We start from the raw sequence: 17,541 nt of genomic DNA, 5'->3' as shown, positions 1-17,541 counted from the left end.
GTTATTGGTACAGAGGACGAAAGGTTGTAGACAAACATTATTTCAAGTTTACAGTGACCAATTGGAAAAATTCATCACGCTCTGCATGTTACAGTGAAAGGCGAAAACACGAAGTGCAATCGTGTCATTATCGAGCTGTATGATCTTGGTGTAGATATAAAAACGCCTGCTGGTAATACTGTGAGGACCTATAACATGGCAAGGACATTATGCGCTATATCGCGAAAGCATAATAAAACAGATCACAGGTCCCTTTAAACGCTACGTTAGAAGAAAAGACAAGAACATTGCATTGCTTTGTGAATATGGCAAGAAGGAAAACTTCAATTTAGAAGTGCTTCTATAATCAATGTATAAGAAGAAATATTGGAGGTATACAAATGTCAAGTACAGCACAACGTGCCGAATTACAATCCCAAATCTGGAAAATAGCCAATGATGTCCGTGGCTCAGTAGATGGATGGGATTTTAAACAATATGTTTTAGGAACGCTTTTTTATCGTTTCATTAGCGAGAACTTTTCTAGCTATATTGAAGCGGGAGACGAAAGCATCAAATATGCAGAACTTCCTGATGATATTATAACGAAAGAAATCAAAGAGGATGCCATTAAAACAAAAGGTTATTTCATATATCCGAGTCAGCTGTTTGCTAATATTTCGAAAACCGCCAACACAAATGAAAGCTTGAATACAGATTTAGCTGCTATATTTTCTGCTATTGAAAATTCAGCAAATGGATATCCATCTGAACTAGATATTAGAGGATTATTCGCGGATTTTGACACGACAAGCAATAGGTTGGGGAATACTGTAAAGGATAAAAACAGTCGTCTTGCAGCTGTGATTAAAGGTGTTGAAGGGCTTAATTTTAGAGGTTTTGAAGATAGCCAAATTGACCTTTTTGGTGATGCTTATGAGTTTTTAATCTCAAATTATGCTGCAAATGCAGGAAAATCTGGGGGAGAGTTTTTCACACCGCAGAGTGTGTCTAAGCTTATTGCTCAATTAGCCATACACGAGCAAACAACGATTAATAAGATATATGACCCTGCAGCCGGTTCAGGTTCATTGCTATTACAAGCAAAGAAACAGTTTGATGCTCATATTATCGAAGATGGTTTTTATGGACAGGAGATTAATCATACTACTTATAACCTTGCTCGTATGAATATGTTTTTACACAACATAAATTACGATAAATTTAATATTGCTTTAGGAAATACGCTTCGAGATCCTTACTTTGGCGACGAAAAGCCATTTGATGCCATTGTTTCTAATCCACCCTATTCCGTAAATTGGGTTGGTAGTGATGACCCGACACTAATTAATGATGAAAGATTTGCTCCTGCAGGCGTATTAGCACCAAAATCTAAAGCTGATTTTGCCTTTGTACTTCATTCGCTTAGCTACCTTTCAAGTAAAGGTCGTGCTGCTATCGTTTGTTTCCCTGGTATTTTTTACCGTGGTGGTGCAGAGCAAAAAATTAGAAAGTACCTAATTGATAATAACTTTGTTGAAACGGTTATTTCACTAGCACCTAATCTTTTCTACGGGACTTCAATAGCCGTTAATATCTTGGTTCTCTCTAAGCATAAAACCGATAATAAAACTCAATTTATCGATGCAAGTGGAGTAGATTTCTATAAAAAAGCAACCAATAATAACATACTGACAGATGAAAACATCGAGCAAATTATGAAAATGTTTGGCAGCAAAGAAGATGTTGAGCATGTTGCAAAATCTGTTGATTATGATTCAATCGTACAAAACGATTACAACCTATCTGTGAGCTCCTATGTGGAAGCAAAAGACACAAGGGAAGTCATTGATATAAATGAGCTGAATGCAGAAATAAAAGCAACTGTAGCCAAGATAGACCAACTTCGTGCCGAAATTGATGACATTATTGAGGTGATTGAATCTTGATTAATCCTAATTCTATCGATAAATTGCTTGATGGGGTTGAGGTTGAGTGGAAGCCTTTAGGGGAAGTTGGCAAATTTACACGAGGCAAGAGATTTGTAAAAACCGACATGCTTTCAGAGGGTTTTCCATGTATTCATTATGGTGAAATGTATACGCATTATAATATCTGGGCAAATACGCCAAAATCATTCTTAAGTCATGATTTAGCTGCAAAGCTAAGAGTTGCAAATCATGGTGATGTAGTAATTGTTGCCGCTGGCGAAACAATTGAAGATATCGGAAATGGTACCGCTTGGCTCGGAAATACAGGGGTTGTTATTCATGACGCTTGTTTTTCATATAGAAGTTCTTTGAATCCTAAGTATGTTTCATACTTTTTACGAACCAAGCACTTTCATGACCAAATTAAGAAACATATATCTACGGGGAAAATTTCAGCGATTAACGAGACTGGTTTAAGAAAAGCAAAAATTCCTATTCCCCCCCCTGAAGTGCAAGAAGAAATCGTCCGTATATTGGACGCATTCACAGAGCTTACAGCGAAGCTTACAGCAGAGCTTACAGCAGAGCTTACAGCTCGTAAAAAGCAATATGAGTATTATAGAAATCGATTTTTTGAAGATTTAATAGACTCTGGCGTACAGAAAAAGAAAATAGGTGATTTTTGTGACCTTTTAACAGGAAATCCTTTTGATAGTTCACAGTTCACTGAAACGGGTACTCGTCTTATGCGTGGAATGAATATCAAGCGAGGCGTTCTTGATTTTTCTGAAAACAATAATAGATATTGGAAAAATGACGATGGACTTGAAAAATATCATTTAAGAGCAGACGATATCGTGATTTCCATGGATGGTTCCCTTGTAGGAAAAAGTTATGGCATGGTTAGTGAAAAGCAAATACCATTACTATTAGTACAGCGAGTGGCACGTATCCGTACGGAACAAGCTAATAGTCATTATGTTTACCACTATATCGCGAGTGGTGCTTTCAGCAATTACGTTGATTTAAAGAAAACTGGCGGTGCTATACCTCATATCAGTTTAAAAGATATCGCAAATTTTACAATTCCGATGCCAGATATTCAAACACAGGATAAAATTGCATTATTTCTCGATCACTTCGATACCCTTGTGAACGATATTACCGAGGGTTTACCTCGTGAAATAGAGATGCGTCAAAAACAATACGAATATTATCGTGATATGCTACTTTCATTTCCGAAAAGTGAGGTAGAAGCATAGTATGGGAAAGAGTTTAATTGAAATTGCACAACAATTAATAGATAGCAATAAAAAAGTTCAATTAATGTATGGCTTTAATGGAAATGGAAAAACCAGACTATCAAAAGAATTTAGATTGTTGGTTGCACCTAAAAACGATACAGAGACGGACGAAACGGGACTAGCTAGCAAAAAAATCATTTACTATAACGCTTTTACGGAAGATTTGTTCTATTGGGACAATGATCTAGCAAATGATATTGATTTAAAACTTAAAATTCATCCCAACTCTTTTACTGAATGGGTGCTTAATGAACAGGGTCAAGATCAAAATGTCATTAGTCATTTTCAGAATTATACTGATCGTAGATTAACACCTAAATTCAATTCGGATTATTCGGAAGTTACATTTTCTTATGAAAGGGGAAATGAAGAATCTTCTCCAAACATTAAGATTTCAAAAGGTGAGGAAAGTAGCTTTGTTTGGAGTGTTTTTTATAGCTTACTTAAACAAGTTATTGATGTATTAAATGTAGCTGAGCCGAGTGAACGAGAAACAGATAAACTTAATCAGTTGGAATATGTGTTTATAGATGATCCTGTAACATCATTAGATGACAACCATCTTATTCAGCTGGCTGTAGACTTGGCTCATTTGATCAAAAAAAGTGATTCCGGACTAAAGTTTGTTATTACAACTCACAATCCTATTTTTTATAATGTGCTCTATAATGAAGTTAATAAAAAGACCTGCTACATGCTAGGCCGTCAAGAAGATGGTACTTTCGAATTAGAAGAAAAACCAGGAGACTCAAATAAGAGTTTTTCTTATCACTTGCATTTGAAGAAGACGATAGAGGAAGCTATTGAGAACAATCAAGTACAAAAATATCATTTCACTCTTTTAAGAAATCTATATGAAAAAACAGCTAGTTTTCTTGGATTTCGAGAATGGTCTGACTTATTACCTGATAACAAACAAACTTATTATAATCGAATTATCCAATTTACCAGTCATTCTACACTGGCGGATTCAAGTGCAGCAGAGCCGTCTCCTCAGGAAAAACAAACGGTTAGGCTATTATTCGATCATTTGATAAATAACTATAGCTTTAGGAAGGAGGCATAAAGATGAGCGAGTACATACCCATTACTGAATCAAATCACTACATCGTTCTAGATAAATATAGCAAGATAGCCGAACAAGGAGTCGGCTATCAAACGGAAGCTAATTTAGAACGAGAACTGATTCGAGATTTAGTGAATCAAGGCTATGAAAATCTACCTAATTTCACGTCTCCTGAACAGATGCTTGCAAATGTTCGTGTGCAGATCCAAGACTTGAATAAAATGCAATTTTCAGATGCCGAATGGCTTAGGTTTTGTGAACAGTATTTAGATAAACCGAGTGACAACCATATCGATATAACCCGTAAAATTCATGACAATCATATATATGATTTTGTGTTTGATGATGGACATATTCAGAATATCTACCTAGTAGATAAGAACAATATTGCCGGTAACAAGGTACAAGTTATATCCCAATTTGAACAAAAAGGAACGCATGCGAATCGATATGATGTGACCATCTTAGTCAATGGCTTGCCCCTAGTACAAGTGGAGCTTAAAAAGCGTGGGGTTGCCATTCGTGAAGCCTTTAATCAGGTTCATCGATATAGCAAAGAGAGTTTTAATTCCGAAAACTCATTGTTTAAGTATGTACAAATCTTTGTGATCTCTAATGGTACAGATAGCCGCTATTTTGCCAATACGACGAAACGGGATAAGAACAGTTTTGACTTTACGATGAACTGGGCCAAAGCGGATAACATCCTCATTAAAGATCTGAAAGATTTCACAGCGACTTTTTTTCAGAAAGATACGTTATTAAATGTACTGCTAAAATATTCCGTATTTGATTCAAGCGATAACCTGCTGGTGATGCGACCTTATCAAATCGCCGCAGCAGAAAGAATACTATGGAAGATTAAGAGTACATATCAAGCGAAAAAATGGAGTAGCCCGGAAAGCGGCGGGTATATTTGGCATACAACTGGTTCCGGGAAAACGCTTACTAGTTTTAAAGCAGCTCGCTTGGCTACTGAACTCGATTTTATCGATAAAGTTTTTTTTGTTGTAGATCGGAAAGACCTGGATTTTCAGACGATAAAAGAGTATCAGCGTTTTTCTCCTGATAGTGTTAATGGTTCGGAAAATACCGCAGGATTAAAACGTAACATTGAAAAAGATGATAATAAAATTATTGTGACGACGATTCAAAAACTGAATAACCTAATGAAAAGCGAAACAGAGTTACCTATATATCATAAGCAAGTGGTATTTATTTTTGATGAAGCTCACCGTTCGCAATTTGGTGAAGCTCAAAAAAATATCAAAAAAAAGTTTAAGAAGTTCTATCAATTTGGTTTTACAGGTACGCCTATTTTCCCGGAGAATGCGTTAGGTTCTGAAACGACTGCTTCTGTCTTTGGTCGAGAGGTACACTCTTATGTAATTACGGATGCCATTAGAGATGAAAAGGTCTTAAAGTTCAAAGTAGATTATAACGATGTACGTCCCAAGTTCAAAACGATCGAAAAAGAACAAGACGAGAAAAAGCTATCGGCAGCAGAAAATAAAGAAGCACTACTGCATCCTGAACGCATTAAAGAAATTTCTCAATATATCCTTAATAATTATAGAGTAAAAACCCATCGTTTAAACGCGAATGGAAAAGGATTTAATGCCATGTTTGCTGTGAGCAGTGTCGATGCAGCCAAACTCTACTATGAATCATTAAATAAATTACAACAAGGAAGCAATAACTCTCTTAAGATTGCTACAATCTTCTCCTTTGCTGCTAATGAAGAGCAAACTGCGATAGGTGAAATTCTTGATGAAACTTTTGAACCTTCAGCAATGGATCGTAGTGCAAAAGAGTTTTTAAGTTCAGCCATCAAAGACTACAATGCGATGTTTAAAACCAATTATGGCGTAGAAAGTAAAGAGTTTCAAAATTATTATCGTGACCTTGCTAAACGAGTAAAAGACAAAGAGATTGATTTATTAATTGTTGTTGGAATGTTTTTAACTGGATTTGATGCACCTACATTAAATACTTTATTTGTTGATAAAAATCTTAGGTATCATGGTTTAATGCAAGCTTATTCGAGAACAAATCGTATTTATGATTCCACCAAAACTTTTGGGAATATTGTTACTTTTAGAGATTTAGAACAAGCAACCATAGACGCAATTACTCGTTTTGGAGATAAAAACACTAAAAATGTGGTTTTGGAAAAAAGTTACAAAGAGTATATGGAAGGATTCGCTGATGTGGCAACGGGTGAAGCCCGTCGTGGTTATGCAGATGTAGTAAGAGAATTAAAGGAACGTTTTCCTAATGTTGATGAGATTGTTACTGAAAAGGATAAGAAAGAATTTACTAAACTATTTGGTGAATATTTGCGTATTGAAAATATCCTACAGAACTATGATGAATATTCAGCTTTAAAAGCTTTACAAACAGTAGATATGACTGACCCTAAAGCTTTAGAAGATTTTAAGGCTACTCATTATGTAACGGATGAAGATATAGCTGTTATGCAAGAGATTCAAGTGTTAGAAGAGAGAGCTAATCAAGATTATCGTTCTTCATATAATGATATTCGTGATTGGTTTCGTCGTGAAAAAATTGGAAAAGAAAAAGGAAATGCCTCTATTGATTGGGATGATGTTGTCTTTGAGGTAGATCTTCTAAAATCCCAAGAGATCAACTTAGATTACATTCTTGAACTTATTTTTGAGCATAACAAAAAGGTGAAAGATAAAGCATTCTTGGTTGAAGAAGTTCGCCGATTAATTCGTTCTAGTGTAGGAAACCGTGCAAAAGAAAGCTTAGTAGTTGATTTTATTAACCAAGCTGATTTAGACAATATTCAAGATAAAGCAAGTATTATTGATGCCTTCTTCTCATTTGCTCAAACTGAGCAAAAACGTGAAGCAGAAGAATTGATTAAAACTGAAAATCTTAATGAAGAGGCGGCAAAAAGATATATTTTAACTTCATTAAAAAGAGAATTTGCCAGTGAAAATGGAACGGAGCTTAATGAAATTCTTCCAAAAATGAGTCCTCTTAATCCTCAGTATTTAACAAAAAAGCAGAGCGTTTTTCAGAAAATCTCTGCCTTTGTAGATAAGTTTAAGGGAGTAGGTGGAAAGATTTAATAGGTCTAAAATAGAAAGTACAGTGTGGAGAAATGGCAGAATTCAAATATAAAGTAACTCAAATACACGGCAGATTGTCGGAATCTTCAAAAGGGTTGGACAAAGGAACTGAGAAGTATAAGCTGGAACGATAAAGAAGCTAAGTATGATATCCGTGAATGGTAAGCCAGATCATGAGAAAATGGGCAAAGGTGTCACATTGTTAAGGAAGAGATTGTTACGCTGCGGGATTAATGGTTTGGGGTTGTAGCTATTGAATCAGGATTATAACAATATCAAAAAAATCGAAGCTTATATAGGCGGATACTTTGGATCGAGCTACAAGTTTGAAGCTGACTTAGTGAATGGACACATTTCTTGGAACATTAAAGATGAGTATTTTGAACCTCCGATCATCTTGAATATGGATGCTGGAGGAATAACACTGGTTCGAAATGGGCTAAGGGAATGTAACATCTTGAGTTGGGATAAAGAATACATCGATCCTCATATTCTTGATGGAACGCAGTGGAGCTTGGAGATTCAGTTGTCCGAAAAAAGTATTCACAAATGGCAGCAATGCCTATCCGCCTGAGTGGGAGAAGTTTTGTGAAGTTGTTCAGAAATTGTCGGGGAAGCCTTCACTAAGCCTTAGTTTAAGAAAGGGCAGACCAACATGATTAGAAAAAAACTATAAAACAGATACTGATTTCCAACGTTCGATAACATTCCAACGTAATGTTGAAAAATTGGACACCATGGCAAAGTTGGAGCACTTACAATCAATTAGACGAATTGTTGATCTTGAGAATGTGAAGCAGCAAGTCCGTGATTTGATTGACTATAATCAAATACAACATTTACGAGTGAAAAGCGGTTTGAAGAAGTCTAACAAGACTTTGCACATGGAACTTATTGGTAATGTAACCTAGGCACAGCTAAAACTACAGTGGCTCGTATTGTTGGGAGGATGTACAAAGCCATCTGATTACTAAGTAAAGGACAATTTATTGATGCGAGCAGGACTGATTTAATTGCTGAGTATCAAGGACAAACAGCATTCAAGGTGAAAAGATTAATTAATCGTGCGAAAGGTTGCTGGGTATACAGATTTGATGGAGCAATTCTTTGAATCCAACCCAGGATAAAAGTCAAGGTTCAATAACTTTGATTTCATTTAGTGATTATTCACTCGATGAGCTTGTTCAAATATTCAATTACACCTGTAATCAAAATGACTATTGCCGAAGAGCATGCTATTGAAAAAGTCCGTAATTTGTTGCAATCGAGATTAAATGAAAAAGACGATCACTTTTCAAATAGTCGTTTTGTTCGGAATTTGTTTGATGATATAACGCTGAATCAGTCAAAGAGGCTGTCGAATTTGCCGGGGAATATTGCTAAAGAATCGTTGATGTTAATTACTAAAGAAGAATCTCCCTCAAGTTTGTTGATTCGTGGGAATTGCTCATAGAGAACGGATGTCGTTCGGCAGAAAGCCCGTCAAACCAAGGATTCTACGGATTGTAACAGATTGCATCCATGACAGAATGTTCCCGCATACAGTGCATGTGGAGGCAGTAGTGTCATTGCTTCGGATTTTATCTAACGGGAATGCCTAAACCTTCGTTGTCAATAGCAACAGCCCTCTACTGCTCTATTCAGTGGTGGAGGGCTGTTACTTATTATTCAATCATCAAGCAACTGCGTTGTTGTCAAGTTCGAACTATATACGTAGTTCTGACTAATAAATAAATTTGTCTAATTCTGCATCAGTCATTGCTTTATTACTGTATAAGTAAGGGATGGCGTCATGGTAGTCAATTAAGAAAGACTGGTCACTTTCTGTTTTTTCATTAATATATTTATATTTCCAGTCACGATCCTCTTTTGGTATTGCAAGCTTGAGTTCTTTCTTGGTGGTCCGATACCGAGTTTTCCCTTTTGGGTTAGTATATGCGGTTTCTTTTTTAGCTCTTTCTAAAATTACACGCATTAAAAATTGATTTGCACCAAAATGATACTTTTTTCTAACGATATGTTTTGGAGTTAGTAGAATCTTATTATTTTTTTCATAACGATAGCAGGGGGCTGTTACTTTTTTCCAAGATGATGAGGCGAAATCCCAAGTATTAAAGGTGTCTTCAGAATTAGGCTTTATATTCGTAATAGCTAATTGTTCTAGTGTAAACTCATTCAATTGGAGGTGCAAAATATTAGTTATCATATCTGAAAGTCCATCTTCATTGAAGCCTGATATAGTAACAGGTAAGTCCATTGCTTTTGTAATAGAGGGTATATTCACTGTCAGACTTTCCAGATTTTTAAAAGTTACTATTAGACCTTCAGCTGTATTTCCGTGCCCATTATCTCCCTTTCCATAACCTAACTTTGTAAAATTAATTTCTCTTGCACAGGATAGTAACTCTAGTTTTTTAAGAGTATCATTGTTACGATACGCTTCATAAAATTTATTGAAGAAATTATCCAACAATTTGGATGCATTATTGTACCAAGGTCCTCGTTGAATTTCTATTAAACAAGGGTCAATAAATAATGCTTGATCATCTAAGACATTGATATCCACGAATTCAAAGTGAGAATGGCCAGTTCGAGCATGGTTAAGAAGTTCGGAAATATGCTTTTTCATATAACCCCCATTCTAGTGCTCATGCACTATGGTAATAGATTAGTTCTTAGGATAAATTCACTATTACATAATTTTACTTTACATTATTATACATGGTTTTACAATAAGATTGTTTAGCAATTAAGCTTAGCTTTCCGGTTGTGGTTGTGGAGGCCAAGTAGATCGAGAGAGAGACCTTGAAGCATTACATTCCAGATTGTCGCAAGGTGTTTAACCATGCTTCAGCCCAATAGAGGAAAATGATGCTTGGTGGTATTGAGATCCGTAGAGATGGCATCAAGATACAGTTCAATCTGCGGATCACGAGAGTTTACTTTATTAATCTTTGTATCCAAGAGGAGGATGGATAACATCACGCGAAAGTAGAAAAAATTTTCATATGTAATTGTATGAAAAGCGCGATCTTCAGAGAGTTCCATGATATTTCTTTAATGAATATGTAATCTCAATTAGTGAAGAAAATAATAATATCTTAGATTTTGAAAAACACTGTAATGATGATCTTAACCAGCCATCCGTGGTAGAGCGCTTGCAAAGCATGCAAGAGGTCAGCGGTTCGATCCCACTAGTCTCCACCAACACGTTAAACCAAAACGGCAGAAATGTCGTTTTTCTTTGTTTATATAAAGCCTTGAGCATTATTTAGGATAAGTGGAGATAAATAGAATAGAGAATATTTATGCCTAAGTGCGTTTTATGCGATAAAGATGCTGAGCTTGGAAATAACCAGTTTTATGAAAATTGCGATGTACATTAAATATTAATAAGAGAACATAAAATTTTGTCAGCCTTTGATAACATACAGAAATTGGGTGGGAAAGTATTGAATCGGAAACGGATTACAGGGCTCGAACAAAAAATAAATACTGCTGTAACTAGTATGGTACTTATTGAACCATATATAATCAAAGCAGTAGAATATTTGAGGATTAATTTTTACCTTTTTAAAAAATTATAACTAAGCCAACCAGTCGGAGGTCCCAATGCTACCAATCCAACTCTCATCCATATTTCACACCAAACAAAAATCCTACAAAATGGTCCTAGTTCTTTCACTTATCGAACATTACCAACAGACCCATTCACTCTATTTCCCGCTCAGCACGATTGCTGAGCGATTTTTGGCATACTTTCAAGAGAATAGTAGGTTAGGTAAGAGAGTAGATTCACCTCCCCTTGGTAAGGCAATCCACTGGGATAATTTTACCTTATCTCAAACCATAACCTTGCTTAAAACACAGTTGGAGGCGCTATCGAGCATCCTAGAAGTTAACCAAGATCAGCAAACGGTAACGTTTCGTCCTGATATAGCAGACAAACTAGATGACCACGTCATGCAAGAGTTAAAAGAGTATGCTCTAACTGAGCTCCAGAACTATAACGATAAGTTAGGGGTGCCCCTATTCTCTCTTCAAAATGTTCTGATCGAAATTATGAATAGTTACATAGCAGCTAGAAACGAAGCATTTGCGGGTCACCCATTGGGCACTCTCTTCAGGCAGACAATCCCTGAGCAAATAAGGTCACTCTATTTTATCGATCCCAACTACAAAATCCAGGGCTCGGTTGGTCAGGGGAACTGGGCCAACGTTCCTTGGATCGCGGTGATGGATAAGCGGTTAACGGATACAACGCAGCACGGTGAATATATCGTTTATTTATTTTCAGAGGATATGAAATCTGTCTATCTTACATTAAACCAAGGGGTTACTGTACCCAAAGATGAGCTCGGAAAGAAAGAAGGGTACCACTACCTAGAACAGAAGGCCAATGAGCTCCGTGAACTCCTTCCACTTGAAGGTATGCAGAAGGATGATGGCATTAACCTTACCTCGAAAAGCGGTCTTGGTCGCGACTACCAAGTCTCTACGGTGGCGTATATCCGATATGATCGAAATGCGATTCCAGATGACGATCAATTACTGGCGGATCTAGAGAATGTGGTCTTTAACTATAAAATGTATGTGGACCATGTTATTAAGAACAAAGGTGTAGACGAAGAGGTACCATCGAAAGAAGAGAAGGAGAGCCCATCCTTGAGTTCATTAACTGTGCCAAAACAAATCGAGCAAATTCAATCATACATCTCCCACCGAGGATTCCATTATCCTCAGGGTCTTATCGAGAACCTGTACCTCTCCCTAAAAACCAAGCCTTTTGTCATTCTGGCTGGGGTATCGGGTACCGGCAAAACCAAGCTTATCAAGCTTTTTGCTGAGGCACTAGGTGCTACAGGAGACAATGGACAATTTACGCTGATACCGGTTCGACCTGACTGGAGCGATCCTTCTGATTTACTAGGCTATAAAGACTTGTCGGGAGTATTTCGGCCTGGACGCTTAGCGGAGGTGCTTGTTGAAGCTTCTCAGCGTGAGAATCAGCATAAGCCTTATTTTGTCTGCCTGGATGAAATGAACTTAGCGCGAGTGGAGTATTACTTTAGCGATGTGCTCAGCGTGATTGAGACGCAGGAATGGAAACAAGATCGGATCGTGACGTCCAAGCTTATTAACCGGGAGTCTTTGTTACCAGAGGATCAGTCGATATATGGAGACTTGTCCATTCCAGATAATGTGTATCTGATTGGAACGGTGAACATGGATGAGACGACGCATCCTTTTAGCAAGAAGGTACTGGATCGTGCAAATACGATCGAGTTTAACTATATTGATTTGCAGCAATATCCGAGCTTAGAACCGCAAGATGAGGGGGCACCTATGCCCGTACACAACTCGTTCTTACGAAGTGAGTATTTGCAACTGATCGACGTATACTTCGATTATACGGAGTTGGTTCATGCCACGACGGAGAAGCTAGTGAAGATCAACCACATCCTTGAAGAGATCCATTCTCATGTCGGTTTTCGGATCCGGGATTCGATCTGTTTTTACATGGTATACAATCAGCGTTATGAGTTGCTCTCGAATGATGAGGCCTTTGATCTCCAGCTGCTACAGAAAATTCTACCGCGCGTCCATGGTAGTAGCCTATCTGTGAAGCGGGTACTCCTTAAGCTTCTGCAAGGGGCACTAGGGAGAACTTTGCCAGTGTCAGAACTTATGGATGACGCGTCGGAGATCTACCTAAAATGGAATGACAACGAAGAGGAGAACAAGGCTAAGCATCCTCTAAGCGCTCGGAAAATCGCCTTTATGCTACGGAGGTTAGAAGAAGATGGATTCACCTCTTACTGGCTCTCTTAACCAGAGTGTGGAACTGTTGCGAGTCGAGACCAACTTCTTCAACCTCTACATTCAAGGCAAACCGTACCATCCAACGGTGGAGTCTATGCAACTTCATCGCCATAAAGATGGGGAATGGATTGATACAAGCTTGCAGGTTCATTCCCTTTCGAGTGAATTAAGGATCGAGCAGATATCGGTGTTCTCACCGGAAACAGGAGCGCTCACCCCATGGGAGGTAGGGGAGAAGAGTTGGCCGCTGTTTTTCGAAACGCAGTCGTATGAGCTCGTTGTGGAGAAGCAGCAGCCACTGGCTCTAACCTTCCATCATGAGAATGCTAGCGTAAGGCAAGCGATTAAGCCACTTGGCCAATCTATCCTGTCGGGAATTTTGAACTTTCAGAACGAGGTTGGTCTATCCGATCTGGAGCTCAGGCTAAATGGACAGGCTGTTTTTCAGCTACAGCTGGAGATTTTTCCTTCCAAAATGGATTACAAAGAAGATTATCAGATGATTCTAGACGATGTGAATCGGCAGATTTATAATTTGTCTTTTGATTTTCTTCGCAAAACGTACCATTTAACCGGATTAAAAGAAACGAAACATCAAAGTCTTACGGAATTTTTTGCGATTCTCCAGCATGTGTTTGAACAGCTTGTTCAAGCGGTGGAGAGAATACAGACTTCTCCTAACTACACGCTAGAGAAAGAGATGAGAAGGGTTGAGGCAGCAAGGGTCAAGAAGACAGGTAAAGAAAGCATTGCGTATCTGACTAAACACCCTCATTTACTCAGACAAGACGATAAGATCGGTTTTATTCCAGTCAACGATCAATCCTTGTACCCTACCCAAGCCTTGGAAATGAAACGTCGAATCCAATATGACACGATGGAGAATCGGTTTGTTCGGTGGGTACTTGAGCGCATTTCGAAAAAATTAAAGGAATTGAAGTCAAGATTATCTAATAGTGCTCGGATGCAGGATCCACTCCTAATGAAGCGAATGAGCTCTATGCAGAATCGACTGCAGCGATTGCTGAGACTGGATTTTCTAAACGTTGGTGGGATGAAGCAGCTATCCGTATCTTTAGTATTACAGATGGCACCCGGATATCGGGAAGTGTATCGTAATTATTTGATGCTTATGAAAGGTTTATCGATCCAAAGCGACTTGTTCCATCTCTCGATGAAAGACTTGGCGCAGCTGTACGAATACTGGTGCTTCTTGAAAATTCATGATCTCCTCAGTCAGAAGTATGAACTTCTCAAGCAAGATATCATCAAGGTTCAGCGGGCCGGAATTTTTGTGACGTTGGATAAGTCCGCCAGCGCTAGGATGGTGTACAGGAACCCGAGTAACGGTGAGATATTTACGCTCTATTACAACGTGCTTCCTAAAGGCGATCGGAGCGCTACACTCGGCCAGAAGCCGGATAATGTGCTAACGCTGAAGAAGAATGATGCTACGGTGGAGTATAAGTATATTTTTGACGCGAAATATCGGATAAATCCTGCATACGAGGGAACCCCTTATTTTGATAAATACAAGCAGCCAGGTCCGGAAGAAGACGATATTAACACAATGCATCGGTACCGGGACGCAATCGTGTATTCAGACAAGCAAGAGCAAGAGTATGAACGGAGTATGTTTGGGGCGTATGTGCTCTTTCCGTATCATGATGAGGAGAAATTTCGGGGGCATCGTTTTTATAAGAGTATTGAGCTAGTGAATGTAGGAGCCTTCCCTTTTCTACCCAACTCAACGGAGCTGATGGAAGAATTCCTGGATGAGCTCATTAAGGACAGTCCGGAAAAAGCATACGAACGCTCGACGAGACCTCGAGGTACGAAGAGTTATTACCAGGACAAAATGGCTGGCAAAAACGTGTTAGTAGGTTCACTAAAAGAGCCTTCCCAGTTGGAACAGGCACTGGAATTGCATTTTTACCATATTCCTCTTGAGAATATAACGGATCACAAGATTCTAACGCAGATCGAATATATTGGCCTCTATCAATCGAAGGGAAAGTTCGCTTCTACCGGAGAAATAGGCATTCACTGGTACGGACGAGTAGCGGATTGGAAGGTGCTGCGCCGCAGAGAAATTACTGAGCGTCCCGCGAGACGGGGATCTGAGGAAAAGCTGTATGTTAAATTTACGATCGATAGGTGGATGAAACGGGATAAACCGATTGTTTCAGGTGGACGAGGAATCTACACAGCTCTGTATACATCGAAGTATATTTTCGACCGGGCGGCAGAGATAGCGGAACTGAAATTAGAGACGGAAGAAGATCTGATAAAGTGGCGTGAGCATAGACGAACTGGTACGGTAAGGGTGGAGTTGGATCATGAGCAGGTGGATTTAGCTAAACGGGTGCTGGGAGTTCATGGTTCAGATAAAATGAATCAAAGGGGAAGTTAAACCGCTATGGCGAAAACTTATAAAGCCGAAGGGCAACAGCTTGCTCATGTCCTAAGAGGTTTGTTTACGATTGCAGCCCTCTCGTTATATTTTATTAATCCTAAATTACATTGGGGTATATTTGTAGGCGTGTTTATTTTGGGGTTGGTTGTTGCCCAATGGGTGGGCACTGCATGGACTAGAAAAAGACGAGCAATAAGAAATCCATGAAGCTCCTACAACTAGAGTTGCCTCTACCACAACTTCAAAACATACGAAATCACAGTCTCATCAAACGAAGGCACTAACTAAACTTACGGATACTCAGCTCATCACTGCTGATGTCCATAAACTATCCGGACCAGATTTTGAAAGACTGATGGAGTTGTACTACAAAGACCAAGGGTATGCCGTTGAACGAGTTGGTGGATCAGGTGATAGCGAGGTTGACCTCATCCTTCGGGGTAAAGAGGGATATAAAATTGCAGTACAGTGTAAATGGTGGAAGCAGAATGTCGGTAATGATATTGTTCTCCGATTGAAGGCAGGAAAGAAAGTGCACGGGTGTTATGATGCCTGGGTGGTCACGACCAGTAATTTTACCAAGGACGCCAGAAGAGACGCTGAACGTTTAAACATTCAATTAATTAACGGAATTGCACTTGAGAATAAATTGAATGCCTGGAAAAAGAAGAAACGGATCGGGTGAATCATTATTACATGTAGAATGGAGCTCTCTTATGTTTGAAAAAATTAATGTCCTTGTTCAAATCCTCTGATAAGCCAAAGAAAAAGCAGGGTCAACATACGAATAAAACTAACACATCTGGAAGCGGTACAAAACGGAAGGTTCAACCTACTCGAATTGGTGAACTGGGTGAGCATAAAATTAACATTCAACTAGATCAACTACCCAAAGGATGTAAATATGTAAGTGATTTAATGGTGAAGAATTTGAAGTCCCGTACGGGCTATTCGCAGATTGACCATGTGGTAATCACGCCGCAAGGATTGTTTGTCATCGAGACAAAGAACTACAATGGGGAGATTAAGGGGACAAGAGAGAATAAGTCGTGGACGGTAAGTAACCGGTTTAAAATGTATAATCCCTTTATGCAAAATTACGGGCATATTCAAGCGATTAAAAGTTTGCTCCCTAACCACCAAAAAAGCCGGTTCATCTCACTGGTTTCTTTTACGATGCGTTGTAGATTCAGCGTTGATCCGGAATTGAGAAAAATCCAATCGGACGAACTGATTGTGTACGATGTCGAACTGTCCGAATATATTCAGCGCAAAATGAATCGGATTCAAGCGGAGAAGGCGGATACCGTTCTAACGGAAGCTGATATTCAGAAGATCTATCAATCCTTGATTGAGGCGAACATTACTGATCCGAAGATTCGAGCTGAGCATGTGGAAAAGGCGGGGAGTGCTGGGAAGGCGAAGAAATGATCATCGAAGGAAATGAAAGGGCTGCTTATGGGCAGTCCTTTTTGTTGTTTAGTAATAGCTAAATCATTGTATCTTTCCTATATAGCAGTATTAATTAATACTCAGATTTCTCAGGGTTTTTATGTAATAAATGATTTATTATGGGATATATTAACAATGTGTTTCAAATGGTATATTTTATAATAAAATGATACATATACTAATTCACTGTTAAGCACCTGTTTTTAAACTCAAAATTTCAAACTTCATTTTAAAATCCTCTTATATAAAGGCATACATTTTATTAATATGAAAATTCTAATAAAATACAACCTAAATCAAAAAAGCGCCTGATCATAATTCGTGTAGAAGAGTCCTTGGACCCAGCCCTCCCCCATCACATTCTCTTAAAACATCCTTCAGACGGCAACACTGAACATGTAATAGAATTTTGCGGTAATCATGGACTTAAAATAATGTTAGGACTAATCTTCTTTTCAGAGTGTTTTCA

General features: G+C 38.4%; 12 protein-coding genes and 1 pseudogene. 12 read left to right on the top strand and 1 reads right to left on the bottom strand.

The genetic code is table 11. From position 1 onward, the window contains the following. The first annotated feature begins 380 nt into the window (after positions 1-380). The 7 genes and pseudogenes from B9D94_RS23910 (at position 381) to B9D94_RS31650 (ending at position 8,834) form a co-directional block, all read left to right on the top strand. Complete coding sequence (locus tag B9D94_RS23910) at positions 381-1,928, top strand: type I restriction-modification system subunit M (RefSeq protein ID WP_148248138.1); 1,548 nt, start codon at positions 381-383, stop codon at positions 1,926-1,928. After that, positions 1,925-3,172 carry a restriction endonuclease subunit S gene (locus B9D94_RS31660; RefSeq protein ID WP_253806031.1) on the top strand — a complete coding sequence of 416 codons (1,248 nt, stop codon included), beginning with the start codon at positions 1,925-1,927 and terminating at the stop codon, positions 3,170-3,172. Before B9D94_RS23910 ends, B9D94_RS31660 begins: the two co-directional genes overlap by 4 nt. A 1-nt stretch (position 3,173) precedes the next feature. Continuing rightward, positions 3,174-4,280 carry an ATP-binding protein gene (locus B9D94_RS23900; RefSeq protein ID WP_148248137.1) on the top strand — a complete coding sequence of 369 codons (1,107 nt, stop codon included), beginning with the start codon at positions 3,174-3,176 and terminating at the stop codon, positions 4,278-4,280. A 2-nt stretch (positions 4,281-4,282) separates the two neighbouring features. Further along, positions 4,283-7,381 (top strand): type I restriction endonuclease subunit R, encoded by a 3,099-nt coding sequence (locus B9D94_RS23895; protein WP_148248136.1) that lies wholly within the window; start codon positions 4,283-4,285, stop codon positions 7,379-7,381. Positions 7,382-7,413: 32 nt separating this feature from the next. Next, positions 7,414-7,631, top strand: a pseudogene (locus B9D94_RS31655) (YdbC family protein). A gap of 3 nt (positions 7,632-7,634) precedes the next feature. After that, on the top strand, positions 7,635-7,955 hold the full coding sequence (locus tag B9D94_RS23885; RefSeq protein ID WP_148248135.1) for a hypothetical protein: 321 nt from the start codon (positions 7,635-7,637) through the stop codon (positions 7,953-7,955). A gap of 600 nt (positions 7,956-8,555) precedes the next feature. After that, entirely contained in the window at positions 8,556-8,834 is a 279-nt protein-coding gene (locus B9D94_RS31650; protein ID WP_367613805.1) for a hypothetical protein, read from the top strand. A 270-nt stretch (positions 8,835-9,104) separates the two neighbouring features. Here the strand turns inward: B9D94_RS31650 and B9D94_RS23875 are convergent, their stop codons facing one another. Further along, positions 9,105-10,010 carry a DUF8370 family protein gene (locus tag B9D94_RS23875; protein WP_148248134.1) on the bottom strand — a complete coding sequence of 302 codons (906 nt, stop codon included), beginning with the start codon at positions 10,008-10,010 and terminating at the stop codon, positions 9,105-9,107. Positions 10,011-10,993: 983 nt separating this feature from the next. Between B9D94_RS23875 and B9D94_RS23870 the strand changes: the two genes are divergently transcribed. The 5 genes from B9D94_RS23870 (at position 10,994) to B9D94_RS23855 (ending at position 17,051) form a co-directional block, all read left to right on the top strand. Beyond that, positions 10,994-13,213, top strand: a complete 2,220-nt coding sequence (locus B9D94_RS23870) for an MrcB family domain-containing protein (RefSeq protein WP_148248133.1) — start codon at positions 10,994-10,996, stop codon at positions 13,211-13,213. Continuing rightward, entirely contained in the window at positions 13,185-15,617 is a 2,433-nt protein-coding gene (locus B9D94_RS23865; RefSeq protein ID WP_148248132.1) for a restriction endonuclease-like protein, read from the top strand. Before B9D94_RS23870 ends, B9D94_RS23865 begins: the two co-directional genes overlap by 29 nt. A 6-nt stretch (positions 15,618-15,623) precedes the next feature. Further along, positions 15,624-15,827 (top strand): hypothetical protein, encoded by a 204-nt coding sequence (locus B9D94_RS31645; RefSeq protein WP_253806030.1) that lies wholly within the window; start codon positions 15,624-15,626, stop codon positions 15,825-15,827. A 154-nt stretch (positions 15,828-15,981) separates the two neighbouring features. Next, a complete protein-coding gene (locus B9D94_RS31640) occupies positions 15,982-16,305 on the top strand; it encodes a restriction endonuclease (RefSeq protein WP_253806028.1) in 324 nt (107 codons plus the stop codon). A 47-nt stretch (positions 16,306-16,352) separates the two neighbouring features. Further along, entirely contained in the window at positions 16,353-17,051 is a 699-nt protein-coding gene (locus tag B9D94_RS23855; RefSeq protein WP_148248852.1) for a nuclease-related domain-containing protein, read from the top strand. Positions 17,052-17,541 lie beyond the last annotated feature (490 nt).

The organism is Paenibacillus sp. Cedars (assembly GCF_003184205.1).
Lineage (GTDB): Bacteria > Bacillota > Bacilli > Paenibacillales > Paenibacillaceae > Paenibacillus_AQ > Paenibacillus_AQ glucanolyticus.
Note: the sequence above shows the minus strand (reverse complement) of the source record. Positions and strands in the feature narration are given on the sequence as shown.

Coding starts and splice junctions, on each gene's coding strand:
- B9D94_RS23870 (WP_148248133.1), top strand. CDS start 10,994: ATGCTACCAATCCAACTCTCATCCATATTTCACACCAAACAAAAATCC.
- B9D94_RS31650 (WP_367613805.1), top strand. CDS start 8,556: ATGAGCTTGTTCAAATATTCAATTACACCTGTAATCAAAATGACTATT.
- B9D94_RS23865 (WP_148248132.1), top strand. CDS start 13,185: ATGGATTCACCTCTTACTGGCTCTCTTAACCAGAGTGTGGAACTGTTG.
- B9D94_RS23875 (WP_148248134.1), bottom strand. CDS start 10,010: ATGAAAAAGCATATTTCCGAACTTCTTAACCATGCTCGAACTGGCCAT.
- B9D94_RS23895 (WP_148248136.1), top strand. CDS start 4,283: ATGAGCGAGTACATACCCATTACTGAATCAAATCACTACATCGTTCTA.
- B9D94_RS23855 (WP_148248852.1), top strand. CDS start 16,353: ATGTCCTTGTTCAAATCCTCTGATAAGCCAAAGAAAAAGCAGGGTCAA.
- B9D94_RS23900 (WP_148248137.1), top strand. CDS start 3,174: ATGGGAAAGAGTTTAATTGAAATTGCACAACAATTAATAGATAGCAAT.
- B9D94_RS31645 (WP_253806030.1), top strand. CDS start 15,624: ATGGCGAAAACTTATAAAGCCGAAGGGCAACAGCTTGCTCATGTCCTA.
- B9D94_RS23910 (WP_148248138.1), top strand. CDS start 381: ATGTCAAGTACAGCACAACGTGCCGAATTACAATCCCAAATCTGGAAA.